Origin of the sequence: Thermotomaculum hydrothermale (genome assembly GCF_016592575.1) — a bacterium.
In the GTDB taxonomy this organism is placed as follows: Bacteria; Acidobacteriota; Holophagae; order Thermotomaculales; family Thermotomaculaceae; genus Thermotomaculum; species Thermotomaculum hydrothermale.
Genome location: NZ_AP017470.1, coordinates 1859290 through 1884354, shown reverse-complemented (window position 1 = coordinate 1884354; position 25065 = coordinate 1859290). Strand labels below are relative to the sequence as shown.

The window sequence follows — 25065 nt, the reverse complement described above, 5'->3', positions numbered from 1 at the left end:
CCCCCTTTTTAATTAAATGCCTCTATTGCCTTTTTTATCATCCAGTACGCAATAAAAATTCCTATCACAAAAACAATGAGGAAAAAGATAAAAGGTGAGTATTGGCTTACAACCTTTAAGTCAGAGGGAGTAAAGTAAGATTTTAAATAACCCTGTCTTACTATATCCCTTACAAAAGACATAAACAATACAGTGAGAATACCAAAAATTGCAGAGTATTTAAGATTCTTTTTCCATGCAAAAACAAGCGCAAGGATAATAAGTATAAGGGCGATAACAAATACTGCGCTTGCAATTCCGCTTCCTCCCATAAACCCCCTTCTTATATTTGAAGGGATTGTAAGAAACTGCCATAACCCAAAGATTATGTTAATGAGAGTAAAGTAAAAGAAAACCTTTAATCCTAAATCCTTGCCGTATTCGGCAACTTCACCTTCTTTATCCTTTTTAAACTGGGAAATTAAAGCCACATACAAACCACCAATTGCAATTGCCCCGAATATATCGTGGAAGTATTTAGCAAGGAACACCTTATCTGACGAGGCAAGAATTGTTCCTCCCATATTCTTAAACCACTCTGAAAACTTTTCAGGAAGGAGCATTAAAAGCATATTGTTGGTAAAAAAGTAAGCAATAACAATAAAAAGGAGAAAGGAAAACAAAATTATCCATTTGCCGGTATTCCCCAGTTTGTCAAAACTAAAGTCATAGTAATATGCAAGGTAATAGGCAATTATAAGAATTACAATAATTGAAATCCAGAATACAGCCATTAAAACTGAAGATGTGTAAAGGAATTGGCCGTATAAAACCTGCGCAAATAACAAAGGGGCAACTCCAAAGTTAACCGCAAAAGCAATTACAAGGGGAAGGAATACAGCAATTCTGTGGGCAAGCTTTTTTTCTTTTCCCCCGCCTTTAAAATGAAGGTAAGTGGCAATTCCAGCTGAGCCTAATACAGCATTCATAAAGAGAAAATGGATAGGGGTTGTTAAAAGCAGAAGCATTTGAAAGTATATCCATGAAACCTGAATTGTATCCGGGTTTGGAATAAGGTTATTAATCATTTTTCACCCCCTGCAATTTTGAAAAGGTATTCGGTTAATGTGTCTTTTTCCTGAGGTGTGCCCTCAAAAGGTGGCATTTCTTCATTTAGTTTATCAAGCATATCAAGGGCTTTTCTTATCTTTGCTTTGTCCCAGCCAGCAATTAAATCTTCAAAATCTGATGGTTCATGGCATGATGAGCAATTGTCTTCAAATATTGTTTTTCCATCAAGTGCTTTTTTTACAGGTTCTTTAACCTCTTTGCCTAATAAATCACCTGCTATAAAAGCTGCAAGAGCCTTTGCTTCCTCTTCATTTCCTGCAAAAGGTGGCATAAAGTATCTTACCTTGTGTATCTTTTCAATGTATTTTGTAAGGGCGGTGTAACTCATAGAAGCTGCTTTTTCTTTTATGTCATTATTGAATCCACCTATTGTATGGCACGCATAACACTGGTGGATAAAAAGTTCTTTTCCCACCTGTCTTTTGTTTTCATTTGTTATCTCTCTTGCACTAACCCATTTTGCGTGTTTTAGAAAACCATCTTTTTTCAAGGTTTCAAGTTGACTCTCTAAAATCATATTTGAATACATAACCTTATTTATAACATAAGGCCTTCTTGCCGCTTCCCTTGTCCATTCAAAAGAGCCAATTACAAAGAATCCTGTAAGGAAAATAATGAATGCTATATATGCTTTATTAAATGAAGGTTTAAAGAAAACAATCAAGCCTAAAACAAACCCTATAATCCCGCTTGTAATGATAACCTTTGTTGTTCTAACAATCTCAGGTGATTTCCCTAATACAAGCGCTTTTGCTTCAGAAGGAAGGACAGACACATACCACAAAGCAAATGGTATCATCAAAATAATGGAAATTGTTACCCACAATGCTGAGTATTTTACAAATTTTTCCTTTGCCTCATTATTTTTATAAAATGATAGAACAAACAAACCAAACACCCCTGCCATAAGGAAAGACATAAAAGTCCTGAAGCCTACTGATGGAATAAAGGAAGGGTTGAAAAAGCCATTCCAGAAATTGTGTGTTTTAAGCCATGTGCCTGGTGTTAACATAAAGTCAATAATTCCTGTAATTAAGAATAAACTCATCCATGCAGATATAAAGTAAATCCAGCCAATTTTCAGGTGAGTTTTTCTATCCATCTTTCCAAAAGTGTAATAGTAAACAAAGGCTGCGATAATCTCAAGTACAAAGAAAACCCATTCAGCAGCCCATCCAAATACAAAGTTGTGGATAAGCAGGGAAATTCCCCCGGGGTTAACAAGTGCTGTAATAAACCATATACCAACACCTGTAATTGAACCGAAAACCATTGTTAAAAGGATAAAAAACTTTGCAAACCTCTTTGTAATTTCAAGTAATTCATTGCTTTCCTCATTGTATGCTTTTTTTTCTAAAGCAATAAGGTAAGCACCTCCCCCAACCGCAAAGTGGGACACAAAAACATGCACAATAGCGATAAATGCTATTAAGGTGCCCCCGCCTATTGAAGGCAAAAACCATACAGGATAATTCATACACACCCTCCTTAAACTTTGTCCCTTTTTTGATTAAATTATACCTTTTTTAAGGGAGGTTAAAACAAAATTTTAAGAATAACAAAAAAAAATTAAAGAATTTGAGTTTTCAGAACATCATTTTTAGTTTTAGAAATATAGCAGGCAAAATTAGTCCCCAAAACAATGTTCCATAAATAATACACAAAATGTGCCCCCATGACCATTTATAATACTGCTGTGTTGGGTTTCTTTTTTCTGTTATCTCGTTTATATATTTTTGAACCGGGACAAAAGCCAGATATGAAGGGACAAAAGGCATCAAAACTCCTGCCCAGAAATTTTTTGCTCTGTTTATAAGACCTGATCCAATAGACAAAGTTACAAAGTAATTTCCTTGTTTTTTAGGTGAAAAAGTAGGCTGTTTTATAGCAATTGCTTCTTCGTCATTGTAAATCATCCTGAATAAACTGTGGCAAAACAGTACTCCGAAAACACCTCTCCAGAAAGGGCGGATATTTAAGCCTTTCCTTTTTTTTAAGTATTGCCAGTTTTTATAAATCCAGTATGCCTCATAGAGGTGAAAAGAGAATATAGAAAGAAAAATTAATCTTCCTACTGGGATATAGAGATACATTGGGGAAGAATATGGAAATTCTGTTTTTTGTTCGGGTAATTCGATCTTTTCCTCAAACATCAATCCTCCTTTATACCTATCTTATTTGATACTTAGATGCTTATTGCAATTTACTTGTGATTTTCATATTTTAGCATTTTCCTTTTTTTGTTCAATATCCTTATTATTAATTAAAACAGGAAGTCAGGAATTTTCATCTGGTTTTAGGGTGGGTATTTTACCGGATAACTTGCTATAATCAAAGGGAAATAAATTTTAGGGGGAGATATGAAGAAATTAACTATATTTTTTATTGTTGTGTTGCTTTCCTTATCAGTTTTTTCTGCAACGGTTGATAAAGCGCTTGAATTTATGCTGCCAGCAGGATACACGGTAAATCCTGATATTTATATTTCAAAGGATTCAACTTTTACAACAGAAAATGGGGTTGTTAAGCCTGTTGAGGTTTCTCAAATTGTTTTACCGGAAGCAACAAACCCCTATACAAAGATTGTAAGTTTTTATTTGACGGTTAATTCCTTTAAAAAGGGTAAGATAGAGGTTAAGGGAAGTGATAACTTGAAAATTTATGTGGATGGTAAAGAGAAAAAAAATAAAAGTGAATTAGCCCTTACAACCGGGAAGCACAGGTTTGTTATATCATTTTTTGCAAAAGGAGATGAGAAAAAGTCAATATCAATTGAATTAAAAGATATTGACGGAATAGTTTCCCTTGATTACAAAAAATATGTTGACCACAACGATTACACAGATTTCTGGTATCCATATTACTTTACGACAGATAAAAGCGGGAAATTTGTTGCTGTTGTAATTTCAAAGAGGGATAAAAAAGGCAAGAGAAAGGTTGAAACGGCACTCTTTTTAAACAATGATTTTTCACATTACCTGTCTTTTGAAAACTGCAAAAGTCCCGTGTTTTCTCATTCTGGAGATTTTCTTTTACTTTTAAAAAAGAAGACTATTTTAAAGGTTGATTTAAACACCCTTGAAACCAAAGAGATTTTCAAATCAGAAAAATCAATATCAAAACTCTCCCTTTCCCCTGATGATAAAATTATCTATTTTCTAATCTCTGATACTTTTAAAAGCAAAAAGAGAAACTTTGAAATATTAGAGCATCTATACGAAAAAACCCCATTTTACAAAACTGAAAATGCAATTTTTTCTGTAAGTATTGATGGGAAAACATTGAGAAAGGTTGTTGACCCTAATTACATTGATTCTTTTGCAGTTGATGGTAAAAAGATTGTTTACTTTGTTTCAAAACATATTGATAAGTATCCATGGGCTAAAACTGTTGTTTTTGAAAAGGATTTAACCTATTTGAAAGAGAGAAAGATAGGGGAGTATAACATAGGCTCTGAAAACCCTGTTGGTTCAACAATTATTGATGGAGACTATGTTTACTTTACAGCACAGAAGGAAGAGTACAACGAAAAAATCCCTGCGAATTACTATGATAACTGTCTTTATTCTCTAAACCTTAAAACAGGTGAGATTAAACCATTAACAAAAAATGAAAAATTTACAACAGGGATTGACATTATATACGCTTATCAAACCTCTAATACATTGCAGAAGACAGGAGATTCAATTGCAATGATTACAACTGAAGAGGGAAGAGGGGAAATTTACCTTTACAATTTAAAAAATGGAAATTTAAAAAAGATTGAAAGGCCTGAAAACCTTTTAACCACAGGTTTTAAAATTACCTCAAACGGAATTTATTACCTTGCAAGCGACTTTAATCACTATCCTGCATTGTACAGAGGGGAGAAAAGACTGTTTGTTTTTGAGCCTGAATCTCTTCAAAAAAGGATTGTACTTTCCCCTTACAAATACTTTAAATTTAAGTCAAAAACAGGCTATGATATAAACAATTACCTTATTTTTCCTGCAAATTACGACGCAAATAAAAAGTATCCTTTAATTGTTTTTTACTATGGCGGGGTTGTGCCATGCGGAAACCCATTTCATCCTGTATTTCAATACCTTTCAAATAACGGTTACTTTGTTTTCCTTACAACACCGAGGGGTGCAGTTGGAAAGGGAGAGAAGTTTGCTGCGGAGCATTGCAATGAGTGGGGAGAAAAGAGTGCAGCTGATTTAATTGAGGCTACAAAGTGGATTTGCAATCAGATTAAAAGCATAGATAAAAACAAGCTTGGTGCTTACAGCGGAAGTTACGGCGGGTTTTTAGCAAACACCCTTGCATACAAGACAACTGTTTTCAAGGCGCTTGTTTCAGAGTATGGCATTTCAAACATTGCTTCATACTGGGGTGGCGGATACTGGGGATACCTTTACGGAATGACAGCCCTTCACGGCACCTACCCATGGAATGCAAAGGATGTTTATGTTGACAAATCCCCGCTTTACAATGCAGATAAAGTAAAAACGCCGCTATTGCTTATGCACGGCACCGCTGATGTAAATGTGCCAACAATTGAATCAGACCAATTCTTTACAGCCCTTAAGGTTTTAGGGAAAGATACGGTTTACATAAGATTCTTCAATGAAGACCACGGAATGAAGGGCAAGTTTGCAAACTGGATTGGCCAGGAAAACTTCCTTGTTGCCTGGTTTGATAAGTACCTTAAAGGAGAGAGCGGATACTGGGATTATTTGGTTGAAAAAAACAGGGATAAAATAAAGCATACCCCGTTTAAAAAATTTTTTAATTACACTGAGGAGAAAAAATGAGAAAGGTAAAAACAGCGGTAATAGGCACAGGCCATTTAGGGAAGTTTCACGCAAGGGTTTTAAGCGAACTTCCTCAATCAGATTTTAAATATGTTGTTGATATTGATGAAAAAACAGGGAGAGAGATTGCTTCAAAATACGGTGTGGAATTTGTTAAAGATTTCAGGGAGATAAAGGAAAAAGTTGAGGCTGTTGTTATTGCAACCCCAACTGTTTTGCACTTTGAAATTGCAAAGTTTTTCCTTGAAAATGGAATTCATGTACTTGTTGAAAAGCCTATTACAGACAAAGTTGAAGACGGAGAGAAGTTGATTTCTCTTGCTAAAGAAAAGGGTTTGAAGTTGCAGGTTGGGCATATTGAAAGGTTTAACCCTGCATTTGTTTCTCTGGCAAAGGAGTGCAAAAGCCCCTCTTTTATAAAAACTTCAAGGCTGTCCCCATTTACTGGGAGAAGTGTTGACATTGATGTTGTGCTTGACTTAATGATTCACGATATAGACCTTGTATTAAAGCTTGCAGATTCAAAGGTAAAGAGAATTACGGTAAAGGGGAGCAAGGTTGTAACTAAAAAAACAGACATAGCCTTTGCTTTAATTGAATTTGAAAATGGTTGCCTTGCTGAATTAAGTGTTTCAAGGGTGTCAGAAGACAGAGACAGAAGCATAAGGGTTTTTGATAAAGATTGCTATTATTCTGCAAATTTAAACAATAGAACACTTAAAAAGGTTTTTTATAAGGGAAAGGAATTAGTTTCAAAACAGCTTGAGGTTGTAAATAAAGACCAATTGGAAGCTGAAGACGGGGCTTTTCTTGACTCTGTGTTGGAAAATAGTAATGTACCTGTTTCGGGAGAGGATGGGGTAAAAGCACTTAAACTTACAAAAACAATTTCTGAGATGATTGAAAACGGGGAATGTTTCAGGGAATTTTAGGGGATATTGATTTGAGGGGGCTTACCCCCTCTTATTCCCTTGCTGTCGTAAAAAATAGTCAGATTGTTTTTTTTGAAGGTTATCCTGATTTTTTTGTTTACGATTGTGCCTCTATAACAAAACCGCTTGTTACATTCCCTATTGTTGAGAAGTGTTTTGATTTAGAAGAGGATGCAAGGGATTATTTCTCTGAACTTCCATATTCAATAAAGATAAAGGAATTAGTAAACCACACCTCTGGTTTAATCCCATGGTTACCCCTTTACCTTTTTAAAAACTCTTACAGAGAAACAATTATTGAAAAAGGGTTTAAGGGGAAGAAAGGAGAAAAGGTTTACTCCTGTTTGAATTATATTTTGTTGAAAGAATTAGTTGAATTAAACTTGAAAAAACCATTTAAGGAAATTGCAGAAGATTTTTTCAAGGATTTTAAGAATTGCTTTCTTCCCCCTTTAAAATGTGTAAATGTTGCTCCGACTGAGAGGGGGAATGTATTTGAATACAACCTTGCTAAAGATTTTGTTAAAAATCCAGATAAAAGAAAATTCAGGCTAAACAGGATAATTAAAGGGGAAACCCATGACTTAAATTCCCATTATTCAAATGGAATTGCTGGTAATTCAGGCCTTTTCGCAAATGTTTTTGGAGTTAAATTGCTAATTGAAAATCTTTTGGAAATACAAAACTTTTACCTGCCGCTTTTTGAAAGAGATGATTACTTTTATCACCTTGGTTTTACAGGCACTGGAATAGCAATTGACAAAAAACAAAATGTTTTTGTTATTTTTCTGTCAAACTATATATGCCCTGAGAGGAAGGATATTAATTTTTCTTCCATAAGGTACAGGATTTTTAAAAAATGTTTTGAGAGATTTGTATGAGGCAGAGGCGAGAGATAACCCTGTTTGAAAGCCTGATGATAGCAATTTTGTTAACGCTTATTCTCTACTTTGCATCAGATAGGATTTTCTTTGCAAATTTTATAAAAAATATTAATAAGATTATTCAAACTGCATCAAAGAACAGCAAGGAGATAAAGTTTACCTTTGTAGATTTGCCTGAGGAAACCCCTGTTAAAGAAAATCCCAATGCAAAACTATACTCAGACATTTCAAGAAAAGCATCAGGGGGAAGGGGAAAGAAATCAAACACCCCGTATTCAAAAGGAAATACCCCTGAAGTTATTATTAAAAAAGGTATGGTTGTAAAATCAAGAAGGATGAAATCACTTCCACAGCCTCAACAATTGCTTAAAAAAACAATAAAAGAGAAGGGAAAAAACTTAAAACAGAAAAAAAACACTGAAGGGCAGAGCACTGCTGAAGCCCTTCAAGGCCAGAATGAAAAGCAAAAAATGGCAAAGGTTATGAAGAAAAAACCTTATTTAAATACGGAGAATCTTTTTTCTGCAACAAAGCCAGAAGTTTACAGCAATGAAAATGGTGGTTTAACAATTCCAGGTAACTTCTCAATAGACACCCAGGGCTTTGATTTAGGGCCTTATGCAAAACTAATTCAGCAAAAGGTAAAATCAAACTGGATTATTCCCCCTGTTGTAAGGGATTTATTTTTAAAGGGAGTGGTTAAGGTTGAGTTTGACATAAAGAAAAACGGGGAGATTGAAAACCTTCAATTTGTAAAAAAAACAGGGATAGACCCTCTTGATATGGCAGCATTTCTTGCAATTAAGTACTCCAACCCCTTTCCACCTCTTCCGTCCTTTATAAAAAAAGACAGAATACATGTTAAATGGACATTTTACTACTATGTGAAAATGAAATAATTATTCCTTATTCTCTAAATCATCTATTGCATTGTTTATTCTTTTAATTATGTCTCTATCTGTTTTTTTGCTGAAAATGATATACCTTTTTATGCAGTTTCTTTCATTAAATGGAATAAGTTTTATTGAATTTTCAAATTCACTGTCTTTTAAAAAAGCTTCAGCCTCTTCCCTTGACACTATAGTCATATCAACCCTGTTGTTTTTTACCATTTTTAAAAGCATTTTTGCATTAGCGTTAGGTATCCTGAATTTTTTGATTTTTGAGTTTGCAAGTAATTTATCTATTTCATCACCGTATGAAAAACCCTTCACCAGTGCTATTGTAAAAAAAGGGGATTTAAAGAGATTCTTATATTCTGGATTTAAGTTTTTTCTCATTACAATAATAAAATAGTTGTTCTCAATAAAAAAAGGTTTGCTATAAATATAGGATTTTTCCCTTTCTTTATTTTTTAACCACCCTATGGAGCATGCATTTACTTCAATTTTCAGTTGATGCAGTATCCTTGCAGGAGGCATTTCAATAAATTTATAGTTAATCTTTGCTTTATCCAGTATCTTTTTGATTTTTTCTACAAGGATTCCAAAAAATTTGTTCCCCTTTACAATGTATAAAGGTGGTCTATTAAATGTGTAAACCTTGAGTACTTTTATATCCTTACTTTTTGCCTGAAAAAGCGAAAGGAAAACCAAGAAAAAGATAGCTAACAAAGATGTTTTTAATAACTTATTCATATTTCAAATATAGTATATTTTACGAGCAAAGTAAAAAAATTTGTAATTGTAGAAATTTAAGGCAGTGTAACATTAATTGTGTCAGGGAGAAAAAAAACTCCTTTCGGGAAGGAGAGGTTAAAATAACCTCAGAAGAAAAATTCCCGAAAGGAGGTACCACCAATGAGTGATTTAATTTTCACTCAATTTAAAGAATTTTTCAAGAAAATGTTGCAGGAAATGTTGTTGGAAGAGAGGGAAAGATACTTAAAAGAAGCAAGAGGCCAAACAAGGGCAAACGGTTATTATAAGCGAACGCCTAAAAGCTTTTTAGGAGAGATTGAATTGCAAATTCCAAGAACAAGAGACAGTCAGTTTAAGGTTAAATGGCTTCCCCAGAGAAAAAGGGTAATGTTTTTTCTTGAAGATATTGTGGAGGCAATGTTTATAGCAGGAGTATCCACAAGAAAGACAGCAGGGGTAATTAAAAATCTCATAGGAACTAACATATCAGCTCAATATGTAAGCAGAATAAGTGAAATATCTGAAGAAGTAATTGAAAAATGGAAAAACAGAAGATTAACAAAAACATACCCCGTGCTATATATAGACGCAACATACATTTCATTAAAAAGAGACAGTGTGGCAAAAGAGGCAGTATATGCAGTATTGGGCTTATCTGAAGACGGTAAAAGAGAAATTTTAGGATACTTTCTTCCTGGAGGAAACGAAAAAGCATCCCTCTGGCAGGAAATATTCAGGGATTTAAAAGAAAGAGGCTTAAAAGGAGTAAAACTGATTATAAGTGATGATTTAACAGGTTTATCTGAAGCGATAAAAGAAGAATTTCCTGAGACTATGCACTAACTTTGTTGGTTTCACCTGAAAAGAAACATAAAAAACAGAGTAAGAAAACATCATTTTGAGAAAATAAAAGAAGAATTAGACGAGATAATGAAATGCGAAAGCAGGGAAGAAGGGAAAACCAAACTTCTTGCATTTATTGAAAAATGGAAAAAGATATACAGGTTTTTAAAAAACATTAAGGCAAAAGTTGATAACTATACATTCTTTCTCCTTGCCCCTGATGAGATAAGAAGTTACTTCAGAACAACAAACTGGATGGAAAGGTGTTTTAAAGAGTTAAAAGATTACATACGAATACGAGGATTTTTTCAAAATGAACAAAGTGCAGAGAAGTTTCTTTACATTTTCTTCACAGACAAGAATGAGAAGTATCAATCAAGGAGTTTAAGGTATTCTTCTTCTTTTAATCGCTTTTTTTCTTCTCTTTCCCGGGAGGCTTCCCATGCCTGACACAATTAACTTGACATTACCAAATTTAAATCGCTATTTGGTAGTTCTTGAAATTTTTCTTTTTTTAACTTTATACTTAAACTATGAAATTTATTTGCGATTGTATGCTTGGCACTCTTGCTAAATGGTTAAGAATTTTAGGGTATGACACTCTTTTTTTCCCATATGCAAGGGATGATTTTTTAATAAAACTTGCAGAAAAGGGGGAAAGGATTTTATTGACAAAAGACAGAGAGCTTGCAGAAAGTTTTGAGAAGTCTTACTTTGTGAAATCAGAGAAACTTGAAAGACAACTCTGCGAGGTTATAAAAAGTTTTTCTCTTAAAAAAAGGGAAAAATCAAGGTGTTCAGTTTGCAATGGTGAGCTTGAAAAGTTAAATAAAGATGAAATAAGAAACCTTGTTCCATACTATGTTTTTCAAACTCAAGAGACATTTTTCAGGTGTAAAAATTGCGGGAAAATTTACTGGAAGGGAACCCACGTTGAAAAAATAGAAAGATTTATTGAAAAAGTGTATCAGGATATGGATTGTGAATAATCTTTAATCCCTCAATTGAATCTTCAAATGTATCTCGCCAGTAATGGTCTCTGCTTGTATCAATTAAAACAATGTTTTCTCTATTTTTTTTCAGGTAGTTAAGCAAAGATTCCATAATTCTTTCAGGCTTAACTTTGTTTTCTGCCACAAGAATCTTTGATAATTCAAGCACTGTAACACAATTATCATTTTCCTTGCATATCCATTCAAGTATTTTTAAGTCGTGTTTTTCCTGTTCATTTCTATCAGGTATTAAATTGGTAAGAATAATTTTTATCATATCTCCTCCAAACTCTCGTTTAATTTTAACAGAATATGCTATAATTTACACATGGCATTTGGATTAAACCATTTTTTTAAAAAGGTAAATTTATCAAATTTAACCTTGAAAAAACTTAATTTCTTTTTTGAGGAAGATGATATATTTCCTATATTTACAGTTGAGCATAGAAGCAGGATTGATAACTGGTTTTTAAAGTATGTCCTTGAAGAAAAAGCCCATAAAATATTGTGTTATAGCGAAAATGCATTCTCCTTTTTTAAAGATTTTGAAAGCCAGCTTGAATACTGTGTTCAAAAGGGAAGGCCTGTTGCACTCTTTTTGAAAAAAAACAATAAGATTGCTTTAAGGGAAGATTTTATCAAGAGAATTGTTGCTCTTTGTAACAAATACAATAAAAAGCCTGTTTTTATTCCAACCTTTATACTCTGGAAAAAAGTTGCAAGAAGGGAACACAGCAACTGGAATTTCCTTTTTGGTGAGCCGGATAATCCAAGAGCCCTTGTCAAAATCTGGCAGGTTATAACAGGTTGTAAGAAGGCAGTTATTGATTTTGGAGAGCCATTTTTGTTAGATGAAAGTCTTAGTATAGAGGAATTGGGCAAGGTTATAGACGAAGAATTAAACAAACTTGAAAAGATAGTTATAGGCCCTCCTTTAAAGGAAAGAGACAAAATAATTCACCTTGTCTTAAACGACCCTGAAGTGCAGGCTAAAATTGAGGAGCTTTCGGGGAATGATTTATCTAAAAAGAGAAAACTTATTAAAAAGGCATTGAAAATTCTTGATGAAATGGCAGCTAACTACAAAGAAAGTGTAATTTTTAAGTTTGAGAGGACTCTTGACTGGGCGTGGCCTAAAATTATAGAAGGCTTCTGGGTAAACGAAAATAGACTTGAAGAGTACAGGCAACTTGCAGGGCAATTACCAGCCCTTGTTCTTCCATGCCACAAAAGCCACGCAGATTACCTGATAGTTTCATACCTGTTTTTTAAATACAATTTGCGAATGCCATACATTGCTGCTGGGATAAACCTTTCCTTTTTCCCTATGGGTTATATTTTCAGAAACAGCGGAGCATACTTTATAAGAAGGACAATTAAAGGGGACAAACTTTATCCTGTAATATTGCAGGCATACATTAGAAGGCTTTTGCTTGACGGTTTGCCACAGGAGTTTTTCCTTGAAGGAACAAGAAGTAGAACAGGAAAATTGCTTCACCCAAAAATGGGGTTGTTGTCTTTTAACACAAAAGAGGTGAAAGAGGGCAGAGTTAAAGACATTGTAATCCTTCCAACATCAATTATTTACGGAAAGTTATTTGAGTCTGGGGCATATTTGCGCGAAATGGAGGGAAGAAAAAAGGAGAAGGAAAGTGCTGCAGCTGTTTTAAAAACAACAAAGTTTTTAGGCAAAAATTTCGGCAAAATATATATGAACTTTGCTAAGCCATTTACTGTTAAAGAGTTTGCAGATGAAATTGGAATAGATTTAGAGCAGCTGGATGAAAAAGAGTTCAGGCGCTTTAATTCACTTCTTGCTTACAGGGTTTTAAGGGATATTGAGAAGGAAACGATTGTAACCCCCATTGCCCTTACTTCTCTAATTTTGCTTTCAAACATTAAAAAAGGACTGCTTGAAACTGGTTTACAGAGAAGGATTGCCTATGCGCTAACTTATGTTAAAAGTATAAATGCACCCCTTGCAGATGTATTTGATATGGAAGATGACGAGCTTTTAATAAAAAAGGTTGTTGATTACTTTATAGAAAAGGGAGTTGTTGAAGTAAGGGAATTAGGTGGTAAAAAGGTATATGTTGTTGATGAGGATAAGAGAAATTATCTCGAATACTATAAAAATAATGTAATTCACCTATTTTTATATGTTGCTTTTATTTCAAATGCAATTCTTTTAAGAAAAAAGAAGAAACTCACAATTCAGGAAATATTTGACGATGCTAACTTTCTTTTTGAGTTATTTAGAAAAGAGTTTATATATCAACAGGATGAATTAACAGTAGAAAAAGTTAAGGAAGAGCTTAAACACCTTGAAGATTACAGGCTTGTTTCTGTTGATGGGGAAAATATTACAATCCGTTCCCACGCAATTCCAATACTTAAACATGTTGCTTCAATGATACTTTCATACCTTGAGGCTTATTACACTGTGCTTGACGGTTACTATGCCATTGCAAGGGACAATGTTGATATACCTTCAAACATTGTTTCTGAATTTATTGACAGGGGAAAATACCTCTATGCAATGGGAGAGATAACGAGAAGGGAATCTATCAACAAGTTTTATTATCAAAATGCCCACCAGCAATTTGTCCAGTCAAACTATGTTGACTGGCACAAACTCTTTGAACAGTTTAAGAAATCAGAAACAACTGAAGAAAAAGAGAAATACTATCTATTAAAAGAAAGAATTAAATCTTATATATCTTCAATTGCTTTTTAAAAAAACAAGAAAGAAGTAATTAAAAGAGTAACTAAAAAGTAGAGAATAGATATTTTATGAAATTCAAAAAACAGTCCTTTCTTTTTTGCAAGCCTTAATGCAATAATGTTTGCAAAAGATGCTAAAAAAAGCCCGCTTCCCCCCACATTAACACCATAGGCAATTGCTCTGTAATTTCCTGAAAACTTTGAAATAAGAATTGTTGCCGGAACATTGCTTGTGATCTGGGATAGAAAAGCTGAGAAAAAATAGATGTTAAATCCTTTTAAAAAGTCAAAGTGAGTAATAAATACTTTTACAATTTTTAACTGTGACAAAAGGTTCATATCAATAAAAACCAGGATGAAAAGCACAATAAAAATGTAATCTATTTTTTTTATTATTTTGCGAAAAAATAGCAAATAGAAAACAACTATGAACGGTAAGAAAAAATAAGTATTGTCTGTTTCAATCGCCACAATAAATAATGGAAATAGAACAAGAGACCACTTAAAAAGGGCAGAATCTACAGGTTTTTTTAAGTTTTTATCATTCTGAATTATAGAATTTTTCCTGAACATTACCAGTGCAAAAACAATAAGAATAGAGATTAAAACTATAAAAAGAGGAAATAGTTTGAATATAAATTGAAAAAAAGAAATATCCCACTGTTTCCACAGAAAAATATTTTGAGGATTTCCAATTGGGGTTAAAGCGGAGCCTGCGTTTGCGGCCAGTGCTTCCAGAACAATTAATTTGGTTAAATTATTTTCAATAGTTTTAAAAAAGATTATTGTGAAAGGTATTACTATAAACAAAGCAATATCGTTGGTTAAAAACATAGATAAAAAACCAGTTAACAAAATAAATGTAAGCGCTACCATTTTTTCAGTATTAACTTTCCCTGAAAAGTAAAGAACAAGTTTTTCAAGGTATCCGCTTTCTTCAATCCCTTTGGTGATAAACAAGAATCCGCTTAATATGGCAATAGTTTCCCAATCAACCAGTTGAGGAAGTGTTTTAATTGATTGTGGAGATAAAATTAGCAAAACTATTCCAGCAATGAGGAAAATTATAAACAAAATTTCTTTTGCTACAAAATCCTTAAAAAGTCTCATTACATTTTTTTATTTTAACATTTTCCTGATTGCTTTAATTGCCCTTTCAACATCATTATCATCAATATCGTTATGGGTTACAAACCTTACCCTTGTTTCAGAGAATGGAAGTGCAAGCACACCTTCTTTTTTTAATTCATCTAAAAATTGAGTTGAATTCATATTTTTAAGTTCAACCATAACAAAGTTTGTCTGAACAGAATTTAAGTCAACTGTTAACCCTTTTAAATCAGCAATTCCTTCAGCAAGTTTCCTTGCCCTTATGTGGTCTTCCTCAAGCCTTTTTGTCATCTTCTCAATTGAAATTATCCCTGCTGCAGCTAAAATTCCCACCTGTCTCATTCCACCGCCAAAGCTTTTCCTCAAAATTCTTGCATTTTTTATAAATTCCCTGCTTCCAACAAGCATTGAACCAACAGGTGCACAAAGCCCCTTTGATAGGCAAAACATAACTGAATCAAAGTGCTTTGTAATTTCTTTAACACCAACCTTTAAAGCGGTTGCTGCGTTGAAAACCCTTGCCCCGTCAAGGTGAAGGTGCAAATTACTCTTCTTTGCTACCTTTTTCACCTCTTCAATGTATTCAACAGGTAAAACAGCCCCGCCCCAATAATTGTGTGTATTTTCAAGGCATATCATAGATGTTGAAGGCATGTGTTCCCTTAAAACAGTTTTTATGTTTCCTTTTATATCCTCAATCTTCATTCTTCCGTTTTTGCTTTCAACAGGCCTTGGCATAACAGAGGCATACCTTGCCATGTTTGCCGCCTCAAAGTTGTAAATGTGGCTTTTTTCTTCCAATATAATCTCTGTTCCCTCTTTAGAGCCTAATTTAACTGCAATGGTATTTCCCATTGTCCCTGACGGTACAAACAACCCGGCCTCTTTCCCTGTAATATCTGCCGCCAGCTCTTCAAGCCTTTTCACAGTGGGGTCATCCCCTAAAACATCGTCTCCAACCTCTGCTTCATACATTGCTTTTCTCATCTCTTCAGTTGGCCTTGTCACCGTGTCGCTTCTAAAATCTGAAAACCCCTTATAACCCATAAAAACTCCTTTTAGGTTAATTTTAGACTATAATTTTAACGCAATTTTAGTGTTGAAAGCAAAAATGGTTATTCAAACAAATAGATTATATTTTTTACTATTAATTAAAGTGTTTTTTAAATTTAAACCGTTGCTTCGCTTAGCCAGAAATCGTGTAAATTACAGAATGATGTTGCGTAAATCTTTCCCTTGTATCCCTTTGGTAATGTGTATTCTGACACAGGCTTGTCTGTGGGTTTGAAAGTTTTAGCTCCTAAAACTGTGCCGTCTTTTAAAACAAGAGTGTGTCTCACAATAAAATGGCCTTCGCTCATCGGGTGCTTTGTTTCGACAGTGACTTTGTCTTTTTTTACCGTAATTACTGGGGCGTGAGAACCAACTTTTTTAGCCCATCTACCAGGGTTGTCTTTTGTGTAAATAATATTGGTAAACTCTTTGCCCATACATTTTGTTTTATTACCGCATGCAAAAACATTTGTGCCTTTTAATAAAACTGTTCCACCTAATCCCAATAATGAAGCCTTTAAAAAATCCCTTCTTTTCATTATTACCTCCTGTTTAACTTAATTAAAACTTTAAATTAAAAATTAAAAAAATCAAGTTAAAGTTGGTTTTTTATTTTAGAAGGAATTATAGATATTGTTAATTGTTTGATTTAAAAAGACTTATTTAAACAAAATTGTTTTTAAAACCCAATGGGAAATGAGAATGCTTTTGCATTTGCTCTTATTGATTTGTTTATACTTACACTTGCTCCGGCAAAACTAAAGTTTACAAGCGTTGGGTTTCCCTCTGGAATAGTTTTTATTAGCCCGAAAGGCACTTCAGGGCTTACAAAGCACTTTGAACCGTTGTCAAGGCTGGTAATAACACTTGCTTTTACTGCATGCGAACCTACTTTAACAGTGGTTTCTTCAATTGAGATTTTATGATTTGTATTGTTGTCTATGTATATTTTTGCCGGGGTTAAAATAACACTTAAATCATTTACTTCGTAATACTGCTCAATTAACTGTATTTGTGAATAATCAAGTTTAATATTCATTCCCCCTGCCTGAACAAAAATAACCCTCGGGTCAAGTGTAAGTAATTTATAATTTTCTCCATTGTAAGCAAAGTGCTTTGGCACAACTTTATACCATATTTGAACAATTAAATTATTCCTTATATGAAGCTCAATTCCTCTGAGTTTCATACCATCTATTGTGTCTTCCCCAACATAAATTGCCTTTGACCCGTCCTTATAGCTTGCCCATGCCCCAGGTTTTAGATTTATAAAAGAGTTTTTGACTATTGAATTCTGAAGTTTTAACAGTTTCTTTTCAATCTCAAAATTGCTTCCACCGGCAAAAGAAAATGAGACAACAAGAAAAAGGCTGATTAAAATTGCTAATATTTTTTTCATTTCAACCTCTCCTATCTGCATTTTTTCAAAAATCTATTTTCATTTATTTTATATTAAAAAAACTGAAATTTTGTCTAAAAATTATTATTTTTTGTGATTTAAAACACAGGGTATAAAAAAAGCCCCTCGAAAGAGGGGCTGAAGGTTTAATAATTTAAAACTTTTATTATTCAGCTTCCATAAATGGGTATCTGTAATTTTTAGGTGGATTGAAGTTTTCCTTAATTGTTCTCTGGGATACCCACCTTAACAGGTTAAGGAGCGAACCAGCTTTATCGTTAGTGCCTGATGCCCTTCCGCCGCCGAAAGGCTGCTGTCCAACAACTGCACCGGTTGGTTTGTCGTTAATGTAGAAGTTTCCAGCAGTGTGGGTAAGTTTCTTTTCTGCAATTTCTATTGCCTTTCTGTCGTTTGCAAAAACAGCGCCTGTTAATGCATAAGGTGAGGTGTTGTCGCAAAGCTCAAGCGCCTCTTCATACTCGTTGTCTTTGTAAACATAGATTGTAAGAACAGGACCGAAAATTTCCTCTTCCATTGTCTTAAAGTGCGGGTTTGTTGTAAGAATTACAGTTGGTTCAATAAAGTAACCAACAGAGTCGTCACATTTTCCGCCAATCAAGATTTCAGCGTCACTTGAATCTTTTGCATAGTCAATGTATCCCTTAATTGTTTCAAATGCAGCCCTATCAATTACAGCATTCATAAAGTTTGTAAAGTCTTCAACATCACCCATCTTTATTGTTTTGATTTCGTCAAGGAGCATATCTTTGAATTTTGGCCATATTGATTCAGGCACATACATTCTTGATGCTGCTGAGCATTTCTGTCCCTGGTATTCAAATGCGCCTCTTACAGTTGCTGCAACAAGTGCGTCTAAATCTGCTGAAGCGTGGGCAAAGATAAAGTCTTTTCCGCCTGTTTCCCCAACAATTCTTGGATAGGATTTATATTTGCTAATGTTTGTGCCGACTGTTCTCCACATGTGCTGGAATGTTGCAGTTGAGCCTGTAAAGTGGATTCCTGCCAGGTGCTCGCTTGCAAGAACAGGGTTTCCAACCTTTCCGCCTGAGCCTGGAATAAAGTTAATCACTCCGTCTGGCAATCCTGCTTCTTTGAACAATTGCATCAACTTGTATGCAGAGAAAACTGCACTTGATGCAGGTTTCCAGAGGGAAACATTACCCATTAAAACAGGTGCTGTTGGAAGGTTTCCTGCAATTGAAGTAAAGTTAAAAGGCGTTACTGCAAATATAAATCCTTCAAGTGGCCTGTACTCAAGCCTGTTCCATGTTCCCTGCGGGGAATACATTGGTTGCTCTGTGTACATCTGGTATGCGTAGTATGAGTTAAACCTGTAAAAGTCTGTTAACTCGCATGCTGAATCAATCTCAGCCTGAAAAACATTTTTAGACTGGTTTAGCATTGTTGCGCCGTTTAAAATGTCTCTGTATGGCCCTGAGAGGAGTTCTGCCATTCTCAAAAACACTGCAACCCTGTGCTCCCAAGGTGTGGTTGACCATTCTTTCCATGCCTTCAATGCAGCATCAATAGCCATCTGAACTTCTTTTTCCCCTGCCTTGTGGTATGTTGCAAGCACATGGGAGTGATTGTGAGGCATTACACATTTGCCTAAATCACCAGTCCTTACCTCTTTCCCACCGATTATAAGGGGAATTTCAATCTGCTCATTTTTCAACTCTTTTAACTTTGCCTTTAAACTCTTCTTTTCTTCGCTTCCTTCTCTATAAGCCTTAATTGGCTCGTTTTTAGGCTTAGGTACCTGAAAAATCCCGTTTGCCATTTTAACCTCCTGGTTGGTTAGTCTGTTTTTATTTATTCCTCATCGTCTCCGAACTTAATTCCCTGAGCAAGAATAAATCCCTTGCCGTAATTGATTGCTGAAGTAAGTCTTCTCATATAGAGTTTCCATGCATCAGAACCAGATTCTCTTCCGCCGCCTGTCTCTTTTTCACCGCCAAATGCACCGCCTATTTCAGCACCGCTTGTTCCAAGGTTTATATTTGCCATACCGCAGTCTGAACCGGCAGGTGAGATAAATTTTTCAGCATAGTGGAAGTTCTGGGTGAATATTGATGAAGACAATCCCTGCGGAACATTGTTGTGAATCTCAATCGCTTCGTCAAAATCTTTAAATGTGATTATGTAAAGCAGTGGAGCAAATGTCTCTTCCTGAACAATTTTGAAGTCGTTTTTAACTTCGGCAATGGTTGGTTTTACAAAGTGTCCCTTCATACCCTCAATTCTTCCGCCTTCATAGAGTATCTTTCCGCCTGCTTTTTTAACCTCTTCAATTGCTCTTTCATAGGCAATAATTGCCTGCTCGTCAACCAAAGGCCCCATTGTTGTTTTTTCGTCGAGAGGATCACCAATTTTGATTTTGTTGTACTTAGCAATAAGCTTTTCAACAACCTTATCTTTTACGCTTTCATGAACAATTACCCTTCTTGTTGAGGTGCACCTCTGGCCGCTTGTGCCTATTGCGCCAAAGAAGATAGAGTTTACAGCCATGTCAATGTCTGCGTCTTCCATAACAACAACAGCATTGTTTCCGCCTAACTCTAAGATTGTCCTTCCAAGCCTTCTTCCAACAACCTCTGCAACATGCTTACCCATTGCAACTGAGCCTGTGAAGGAGATTAAAGGAACTCTCTTATCCTGAAGCATTCTTTCACCAACTGTTGAGCCTTTACCGATAATAAGGTTGAATACACCTTCGCAATCATGCCTTTTTGCAACCTTGTTTACAATGTTTTGAACTGCAATAGCACAGAGAGGTGTTTTTGAGGAAGGCTTCCATATCATTACATCGCCACAAACAGCAGCAATTGCCGCATTCCATGACCAGACAGCAACTGGGAAGTTAAAGGCAGTAACAATGCCAATCACTCCGAGAGGGTGCCACTGCTCCATAATTCTGTGCTCAGGCCTTTCAGAAGGCATTGTTTTTCCGTAAAGCTGTCTTGAAAGCCCAACAGCAAAGTCGCAGATATCAATCATTTCCTGAACTTCGCCAAGCCCTTCCTGAAGGATTTTCCCCATTTCAAGGGAAACAAGCCTTCCCAATGCCTCTTTGTGTTTTCTTAACTCATCTGCTAAATCTCTGATAACAAGCCCTCTAACAGGTGCAGGTGTCATTCTCCACTTCTTCCACGCTTCCTGAGCCCTTTTAACAACCAATTCATAATCTTCTTCATTTGTCTGTAAAACTGTGCCTATTGGTTCCCCTGTTGTTGGATTATATGAAACAAGCTTATCCCTGTCTTCTCCGCCAATCCATTCGCCCGCATAAGTGCCCTTTAAGACACCTTCTAAACCTAATTCTTTTAAGAAATCCATACTGTCCTCCTCCTGATTAGTGAATCTCTCCACACTGCTATTTTAAACAACAAAAAATAACTCTTCAATGAAAATAAAGCATAGATAGAGTATATTTTGAGCAAAAGAGGGATTTTTTTCAAAAAAGTTTTATTTAGGTTAAAATTTAAGCATGGAATTTTTGAAAAAGTTTGATTTTGAGAAATTGAAAAACTATGGTTATAAAGAAAATGACCTGTGGGTACTTGTAAAGGTTAACGAGCAAAAGCTTTATTTGTTACAGGGGAAAAAGGTTTTAAAAGAGTATGCTGTTTCAACGGCAAAAAATGGGGTGGGGAATGTTGAGGGAAGCTTCTGCACTCCTTTGGGGCTTCACAGAATTTGTGAAAAAATAGGTAAAGGTTTGCCATTAGGTGCTGTTTTAAAGGGAAGGAAGTTTACAGGTGAGATTGCAGATATTGAAAAAAGGCCGGTTTCAACAGGAAAGGATTTAATTACAACAAGGATTCTCTGGCTTGAAGGATTGGAAGAAGGCAAAAACAGGGGTTACAATGAAAAAGGAAGGTTTGTTGACACAAAAAAGCGGTATATTTATATTCACGGCACAAACGAAGAGGGATTAATCGGCAAACCTGTCTCCCACGGCTGTATAAGAATGAAAAATAAAGATATTTTAGACTTATGGGAAAAAATAGAAAAAGGAATTATTGTTTTAATAATATAAATTTTCATTTTTTACATAGTGTTTATTGGTTTTAGTAGCCATTTGCCGTTTTTCAGTTTTATCTGGCCGAGTATTGTTAGGTTTTTGCTTCCTGTTGAAAAGTGGGGAAGGAGTATTCTTAATTCCCCGTCTGAGAATGAGCCGTCGCTTCTTGATAGCCCTGTGTTGTTTTTGGCAAATGGGAGTTTTGAGTATTTTTCCACCTCTTTTTTGTCTTTTATGTTTGCCCATCCCCATGCAAAGCCTTCTAAAATTACAAACTTGTCTTTGAATTTTTCAGGGTTGTTGTCTATTTCCTTTATTGTGGTTTTAATTGGCTTTTCATAAATTATTTTTTTTGCTTTTTTTACAGTATTTCCCGCCCTGTCTTTTGCTTCAAATACAAACTTGTTAACTCCCTCTTTTAGGGGCAGGGTTATTGTTTTTTCTTTATATAATTTCCCGTTTACCTTAAATTCCCCGTTTGTTCCAGATACAAAGGATTTGTCTTGAAAGTAAACTGTTGCTTTTACCTTATCCTTAAATGTTTTGCTGTCAATTAATCCCTTTATTTTTACATAGAGTGACGGCTTTGAGTTGTCGTTTAAGTAAATTCTGTAAAAATTTTCTCCCACTGAAAAACTTGCGTACTCTCCGTCGTAACTTACATAGAAATTTGATGGGAAACTTCTATTAATGTGAGGCAGTATTGTAATTAATTTCTTTGAGTATAGGTCGTAAAGGTATAGTGTTTGCTTTTTGTCTTCTCTTTCCCCTATAAAAATTCTATTTCCTGTTTTTGATACTCCCAAAACAACAGGGAGTTTAAGGTTGAGTTTTAAAACCTCTTTTCTTTTCCCTGTTTTTATGTTGTACAGTGTAATTATATTTTCTTTTGTGTATGCAACTGTATTGCCGTTTAAGAATGCCCCATTGTCTCTGTCAAATTTGTCAATCTTGTATTCTTTGCCATTTTTAAAGAGGTATAAATCATCTCCAACTGTTGTGGCGTCATCGTCAACAAGTTTTGTGTAAAGAATATGGTTTTCATTTGCCCCGAAAACTGTATCAACTCTTTCAATTGTTTTTTCAACCTTTTTTGTTTTTAAATTAATTATCAAAGCTCTTCCAAAAAACAGGCCGTAATCAGGGGCATAGTATAAGATTAGTTTATCCTTAAAAGCCCAGCCTTTTCTAAATTCTGCAAATTCGTTTATAAAGTTAAACCAGTCTTTTTTAAAAGATGGGTTTTCTTTCCAGGACTGTTTAACCTTATCAGTTGCTGAATACCCGGGATAGTATTTTTGAGTTAGTTTAAGTATAAATTTGCTTTTTTTGTTTTTAATGTCATACCTGTAAATGTAATAGCAGATGTTTTTGCTGTCTTTCAAAAGGAAGTAAATGTAGTTTTTATAGGGAATTAGAATGTCTCTTTCCCCTTTGCCTTCAGGGATAAGTTTGTCGGTGTCTTCAGTCTGAAATGATGTTGTAAAGTTTGCCTCGTTTATAAAACAATTGTGAAAGGTGCTGGTTAATAATGCTTTTGAGGAAAAGGGGTAAAAATTGTTAAGCCCGCTTAAGTTAGAGGAAAACATAATAAAGTTGTCTGTTTTTACGGTTTTTGTGTTTGCCTGTGGCTTTATGTACCAGATTTTGTCTTTATAAAGGGTCTGGGAAAATAATGGAAGTGAAATAAGCAGGATTAAGGGAATTATTCTTTTCATAATCCACCTCTTTTTTTGTTTTTATACTCGTATTTTAATACTTTTTTTAGGCTGATACTGTCTATTTTTCTTCAAGCATTTTCTGGATTATCTCTTTTACATAATCTCTTAATTCTTCCGGGGTCATTGAGTTTATTTTTTCTTTGCTTATTGGTTTGCCGATTTTTAATGTAACAGTGCCGGGGTTTATTATCCATGAGCCTTTATGCTTAATTTCAAAGAGATTACAGAGTGCAAGTGGGACAAGGTCAACGCCGCTTCTCTTTGCCATTTTAAATGGTAATTTTTTAAATTCCCTTAAGTTTCCGTCAAGTGTCCTGTGCCCTTCAGGGAGAATAACCAATGATTTTCCGTTTTTTAATCTTTCAATTCCCCTGTTTATAGCCTTTATTGCAAGCCTTGGGTCTTCCCTGTTAATCGGGATATTTCCCGCCCTTGTTATTACCCAGCCGAAGAGAGGCCATTTAAATTGCTCCTCTGCCTCAATTCCCCTTATTGAGCGGGGAAGATATGCTCCTAAAATTGGTATATCAAATATGTTTACATGGTTTGCCATGTAGAGGTATGTTTTGTTTTCGTCAATGTTTTCAAGCCCTTCAACCTTAACCTTTATCCCACATGCCCTTAATATTGCTTTTAAGAGTACTTTAACAACAGGGTCGTAGGTCTCTTCTTTAAAGAAATATGTGCAAATCAGGATTATATTCATTGAGAAGAAAAATACTGTTCCCCCGCTAATCCAGAGTATTAGAGAGCGGATTTTTTTCATCTCCAGAAAACCTCACAAGCTTTGTTCAGGCATTCAATTTTTACTGGAGATGTACCAATCATTTCCCCGTCTGGGGTGAGGATTTTATTTTTTTCTGTTATTATTTCAAGCTTTTTTGCTTTGAAGGTTTCAACCTCAGGGAGTTTTATGTGTTCTCCTGTGAATATTTTAGGGAAGGCGGCAATCATTCTTCTCCTTGTTGTTTTGTTTAATAGGGTTATGTCTAAATATCCGTCGTCTATTTTGGCATCAGGCGCCATTAAAAAGTTTGAGGTGTACCTGCTGTTTGACACCTCAACAAATATGTTTTCCCTCTCTATCTCTTTTCCGTCAATTATCAATTTTACTCTGTATGTGTGAAGAGGAATTAGTTTTATAAAAACCGCTACTGAGTATGAAATGTTTCCAAATATTTTAAGTTTATGGGCAAGGCCGTTAACATCTGATACAAATCCCAATCCAACAATGTTGAGATAATAGTATGTTTCTTTCCCTGTGGTAAATTTTCCAACATCAACCTGTTTTTTCTTGCCATTTGATATTATCTCAATTGCGCTTTCAAAATCCCCTGTTTTCAGGTTCATATCCCTTACAAAGGCATTACCTGTGCCTATTGGAATTATTCCAATTGGAGGCTTTTTCTCAACACTTTTGTTTCTAAACAATCCATTCAGGGTTTCAAAAAGGGTGCCGTCTCCTCCTGCTGAAAGCACTGCGTCATAATTTTTTAAATCCTCTTTTTCAACAAGCTCAATTCCGTGTCCTCTGCACTCAGTTAATTTTATGTGGGGGTCAATTCCTTTTTTTAAGAGAAGGTGCTGGATTTTTTTTAGGTTTTTAATTGCCCTACCGTTTGCCGCTTTTGGATTAAAGATTAATAGTGCTTTCAATATCCCCTCCGCAAAAGTTAGGGAAATTATACCAGAAAAATAGTAAGTCAGAAATATTTGATTTTTTAGTTTTTAGGTAAAAAATTAATCTATTGTCTATTTCTCTATATTAAAACTTGTTGACTATTTGGCACTATTGGTTGAAAATTATAGTTGACAA

At 34.9% G+C, this 25065-nt stretch carries 21 protein-coding genes and 1 pseudogene; 8 read left to right on the top strand and 14 right to left on the bottom strand.

Annotation, left to right across the window (positions count from 1 at the left end):
- Positions 1–8 precede the first annotated feature (8 nt).
- The 3 genes from TTHT_RS08740 to TTHT_RS08730 form a co-directional block, all read right to left on the bottom strand.
- A complete protein-coding gene (locus TTHT_RS08740) occupies positions 9–1067 on the bottom strand; it encodes a hypothetical protein (RefSeq protein WP_201327590.1) in 1059 nt (352 codons plus the stop codon).
- On the bottom strand, positions 1064–2587 hold the full coding sequence (locus TTHT_RS08735) for a c-type cytochrome (protein WP_201327589.1): 1524 nt from the start codon (positions 2585–2587) through the stop codon (positions 1064–1066). Before TTHT_RS08735 ends, TTHT_RS08740 begins: the two co-directional genes overlap by 4 nt.
- A gap of 109 nt (positions 2588–2696) precedes the next feature.
- The gene (locus TTHT_RS08730; protein ID WP_201327588.1) at positions 2697–3263 is read right to left on the bottom strand and encodes a hypothetical protein; all 567 of its coding nucleotides are present in this window, start codon (positions 3261–3263) and stop codon (positions 2697–2699) included.
- 207 nt (positions 3264–3470) lie between these two features.
- On the opposite strand from TTHT_RS08730, the gene TTHT_RS08725 reads away from it, so the two are divergent.
- Genes TTHT_RS08725 through TTHT_RS08710 form a run of 4 tightly spaced genes read left to right on the top strand, consistent with a single transcriptional unit; the run spans position 3471 to position 8621 of the window.
- Positions 3471–5906: a S9 family peptidase gene (locus TTHT_RS08725; RefSeq protein WP_201327587.1), complete on the top strand. Its 2436-nt coding sequence runs from the start codon at positions 3471–3473 to the stop codon at positions 5904–5906.
- Positions 5903–6838 carry a Gfo/Idh/MocA family protein gene (locus TTHT_RS08720; RefSeq protein ID WP_201327586.1) on the top strand — a complete coding sequence of 312 codons (936 nt, stop codon included), beginning with the start codon at positions 5903–5905 and terminating at the stop codon, positions 6836–6838. Before TTHT_RS08725 ends, TTHT_RS08720 begins: the two co-directional genes overlap by 4 nt.
- Positions 6820–7719 carry a serine hydrolase gene (locus tag TTHT_RS08715; RefSeq protein WP_201327585.1) on the top strand — a complete coding sequence of 300 codons (900 nt, stop codon included), beginning with the start codon at positions 6820–6822 and terminating at the stop codon, positions 7717–7719. Before TTHT_RS08720 ends, TTHT_RS08715 begins: the two co-directional genes overlap by 19 nt.
- On the top strand, positions 7716–8621 hold the full coding sequence (locus TTHT_RS08710; RefSeq protein ID WP_201327584.1) for a TonB family protein: 906 nt from the start codon (positions 7716–7718) through the stop codon (positions 8619–8621). Before TTHT_RS08715 ends, TTHT_RS08710 begins: the two co-directional genes overlap by 4 nt.
- Here TTHT_RS08710 and TTHT_RS08705 read toward each other — a convergent pair whose 3' ends face one another.
- The gene (locus tag TTHT_RS08705; RefSeq protein WP_201327583.1) at positions 8622–9359 is read right to left on the bottom strand and encodes a substrate-binding periplasmic protein; all 738 of its coding nucleotides are present in this window, start codon (positions 9357–9359) and stop codon (positions 8622–8624) included.
- 162 nt (positions 9360–9521) lie between these two features.
- Here TTHT_RS08705 and TTHT_RS08700 point away from each other — a divergent pair.
- Both TTHT_RS08700 and TTHT_RS08695 read left to right on the top strand, forming a co-directional pair.
- Positions 9522–10655: pseudogene (locus TTHT_RS08700) on the top strand (IS256 family transposase).
- 83 nt (positions 10656–10738) lie between these two features.
- The gene (locus TTHT_RS08695; RefSeq protein WP_269089384.1) at positions 10739–11194 is read left to right on the top strand and encodes a Mut7-C RNAse domain-containing protein; all 456 of its coding nucleotides are present in this window, start codon (positions 10739–10741) and stop codon (positions 11192–11194) included.
- On the opposite strand, the gene TTHT_RS08690 is transcribed toward TTHT_RS08695, so the two are convergent.
- Positions 11157–11474, bottom strand: a complete 318-nt coding sequence (locus tag TTHT_RS08690) for a hypothetical protein (protein WP_201327581.1) — start codon at positions 11472–11474, stop codon at positions 11157–11159. The genes TTHT_RS08695 and TTHT_RS08690 overlap by 38 nt on opposite strands.
- Positions 11475–11525: 51 nt before the next feature.
- Between TTHT_RS08690 and TTHT_RS08685 the strand changes: the two genes are divergently transcribed.
- Entirely contained in the window at positions 11526–13934 is a 2409-nt protein-coding gene (locus TTHT_RS08685) for a 1-acyl-sn-glycerol-3-phosphate acyltransferase (RefSeq protein WP_201327580.1), read from the top strand.
- Here TTHT_RS08685 and TTHT_RS08680 read toward each other — a convergent pair.
- The 6 genes from TTHT_RS08680 to amaB all read right to left on the bottom strand — a co-directional run bounded on the left by TTHT_RS08680 (position 13931) and on the right by amaB (position 20840).
- Positions 13931–15031 carry an SLC13 family permease gene (locus TTHT_RS08680; RefSeq protein ID WP_201327579.1) on the bottom strand — a complete coding sequence of 367 codons (1101 nt, stop codon included), beginning with the start codon at positions 15029–15031 and terminating at the stop codon, positions 13931–13933. The two genes, TTHT_RS08685 and TTHT_RS08680, sit on opposite strands and share 4 nt — an antisense overlap.
- A 9-nt stretch (positions 15032–15040) precedes the next feature.
- On the bottom strand, positions 15041–16078 hold the full coding sequence (locus TTHT_RS08675) for a threonine aldolase family protein (protein ID WP_201327578.1): 1038 nt from the start codon (positions 16076–16078) through the stop codon (positions 15041–15043).
- A gap of 122 nt (positions 16079–16200) precedes the next feature.
- Positions 16201–16623 carry a desulfoferrodoxin family protein gene (locus tag TTHT_RS08670; RefSeq protein WP_201327577.1) on the bottom strand — a complete coding sequence of 141 codons (423 nt, stop codon included), beginning with the start codon at positions 16621–16623 and terminating at the stop codon, positions 16201–16203.
- Positions 16624–16763: 140 nt separating this feature from the next.
- Complete coding sequence (locus TTHT_RS08665) at positions 16764–17483, bottom strand: hypothetical protein (RefSeq protein ID WP_201327576.1); 720 nt, start codon at positions 17481–17483, stop codon at positions 16764–16766.
- Between the two features lie 166 nt (positions 17484–17649).
- Positions 17650–19284, bottom strand: a complete 1635-nt coding sequence (pruA, locus tag TTHT_RS08660; protein ID WP_201327575.1) for an L-glutamate gamma-semialdehyde dehydrogenase — start codon at positions 19282–19284, stop codon at positions 17650–17652.
- 32 nt (positions 19285–19316) lie between these two features.
- Positions 19317–20840 carry an L-piperidine-6-carboxylate dehydrogenase gene (amaB, locus tag TTHT_RS08655; protein ID WP_201327574.1) on the bottom strand — a complete coding sequence of 508 codons (1524 nt, stop codon included), beginning with the start codon at positions 20838–20840 and terminating at the stop codon, positions 19317–19319.
- Between the two features lie 151 nt (positions 20841–20991).
- On the opposite strand from amaB, the gene TTHT_RS08650 reads away from it, so the two are divergent.
- Positions 20992–21543, top strand: coding sequence for a L,D-transpeptidase (locus TTHT_RS08650; protein ID WP_408033902.1), 552 nt, complete (start codon positions 20992–20994; stop codon positions 21541–21543).
- An 11-nt stretch (positions 21544–21554) separates the two neighbouring features.
- On the opposite strand, the gene TTHT_RS08645 is transcribed toward TTHT_RS08650, so the two are convergent.
- The 3 genes from TTHT_RS08645 to TTHT_RS08635 form a co-directional block, all read right to left on the bottom strand.
- Positions 21555–23246, bottom strand: a complete 1692-nt coding sequence (locus tag TTHT_RS08645; RefSeq protein ID WP_201327572.1) for a hypothetical protein — start codon at positions 23244–23246, stop codon at positions 21555–21557.
- A 61-nt stretch (positions 23247–23307) separates the two neighbouring features.
- Positions 23308–24015: a lysophospholipid acyltransferase family protein gene (locus TTHT_RS08640; protein WP_201327571.1), complete on the bottom strand. Its 708-nt coding sequence runs from the start codon at positions 24013–24015 to the stop codon at positions 23308–23310.
- Entirely contained in the window at positions 24012–24905 is an 894-nt protein-coding gene (locus tag TTHT_RS08635; RefSeq protein WP_201327570.1) for a diacylglycerol/lipid kinase family protein, read from the bottom strand. The genes TTHT_RS08640 and TTHT_RS08635 overlap by 4 nt, the downstream gene beginning before the upstream one ends.
- Positions 24906–25065: the final 160 nt, after the last annotated feature.

What these genes read in the sequence shown, in the direction of transcription:
- TTHT_RS08665 (WP_201327576.1), bottom strand. Translation starts at nt 17,483, where the DNA reads ATGAAAAAAATATTAGCAATTTTAATCAGCCTTTTTCTTGTTGTCTCA.
- TTHT_RS08720 (WP_201327586.1), top strand. Translation starts at nt 5,903, where the DNA reads ATGAGAAAGGTAAAAACAGCGGTAATAGGCACAGGCCATTTAGGGAAG.
- TTHT_RS08715 (WP_201327585.1), top strand. Translation starts at nt 6,820, where the DNA reads ATGTTTCAGGGAATTTTAGGGGATATTGATTTGAGGGGGCTTACCCCC.
- TTHT_RS08675 (WP_201327578.1), bottom strand. Translation starts at nt 16,078, where the DNA reads ATGGGTTATAAGGGGTTTTCAGATTTTAGAAGCGACACGGTGACAAGG.
- TTHT_RS08730 (WP_201327588.1), bottom strand. Translation starts at nt 3,263, where the DNA reads ATGTTTGAGGAAAAGATCGAATTACCCGAACAAAAAACAGAATTTCCA.
- TTHT_RS08725 (WP_201327587.1), top strand. Translation starts at nt 3,471, where the DNA reads ATGAAGAAATTAACTATATTTTTTATTGTTGTGTTGCTTTCCTTATCA.
- TTHT_RS08740 (WP_201327590.1), bottom strand. Translation starts at nt 1,067, where the DNA reads ATGATTAATAACCTTATTCCAAACCCGGATACAATTCAGGTTTCATGG.
- pruA (WP_201327575.1), bottom strand. Translation starts at nt 19,284, where the DNA reads ATGGCAAACGGGATTTTTCAGGTACCTAAGCCTAAAAACGAGCCAATT.
- TTHT_RS08645 (WP_201327572.1), bottom strand. Translation starts at nt 23,246, where the DNA reads ATGAAAAGAATAATTCCCTTAATCCTGCTTATTTCACTTCCATTATTT.
- TTHT_RS08685 (WP_201327580.1), top strand. Translation starts at nt 11,526, where the DNA reads ATGGCATTTGGATTAAACCATTTTTTTAAAAAGGTAAATTTATCAAAT.
- TTHT_RS08640 (WP_201327571.1), bottom strand. Translation starts at nt 24,015, where the DNA reads ATGAAAAAAATCCGCTCTCTAATACTCTGGATTAGCGGGGGAACAGTA.
- TTHT_RS08735 (WP_201327589.1), bottom strand. Translation starts at nt 2,587, where the DNA reads ATGAATTATCCTGTATGGTTTTTGCCTTCAATAGGCGGGGGCACCTTA.
- TTHT_RS08695 (WP_269089384.1), top strand. Translation starts at nt 10,739, where the DNA reads ATGAAATTTATTTGCGATTGTATGCTTGGCACTCTTGCTAAATGGTTA.
- TTHT_RS08710 (WP_201327584.1), top strand. Translation starts at nt 7,716, where the DNA reads ATGAGGCAGAGGCGAGAGATAACCCTGTTTGAAAGCCTGATGATAGCA.
- amaB (WP_201327574.1), bottom strand. Translation starts at nt 20,840, where the DNA reads ATGGATTTCTTAAAAGAATTAGGTTTAGAAGGTGTCTTAAAGGGCACT.
- TTHT_RS08670 (WP_201327577.1), bottom strand. Translation starts at nt 16,623, where the DNA reads ATGAAAAGAAGGGATTTTTTAAAGGCTTCATTATTGGGATTAGGTGGA.
- TTHT_RS08650 (WP_408033902.1), top strand. Translation starts at nt 20,992, where the DNA reads ATGGAATTTTTGAAAAAGTTTGATTTTGAGAAATTGAAAAACTATGGT.
- TTHT_RS08680 (WP_201327579.1), bottom strand. Translation starts at nt 15,031, where the DNA reads ATGAGACTTTTTAAGGATTTTGTAGCAAAAGAAATTTTGTTTATAATT.
- TTHT_RS08705 (WP_201327583.1), bottom strand. Translation starts at nt 9,359, where the DNA reads ATGAATAAGTTATTAAAAACATCTTTGTTAGCTATCTTTTTCTTGGTT.
- TTHT_RS08690 (WP_201327581.1), bottom strand. Translation starts at nt 11,474, where the DNA reads ATGATAAAAATTATTCTTACCAATTTAATACCTGATAGAAATGAACAG.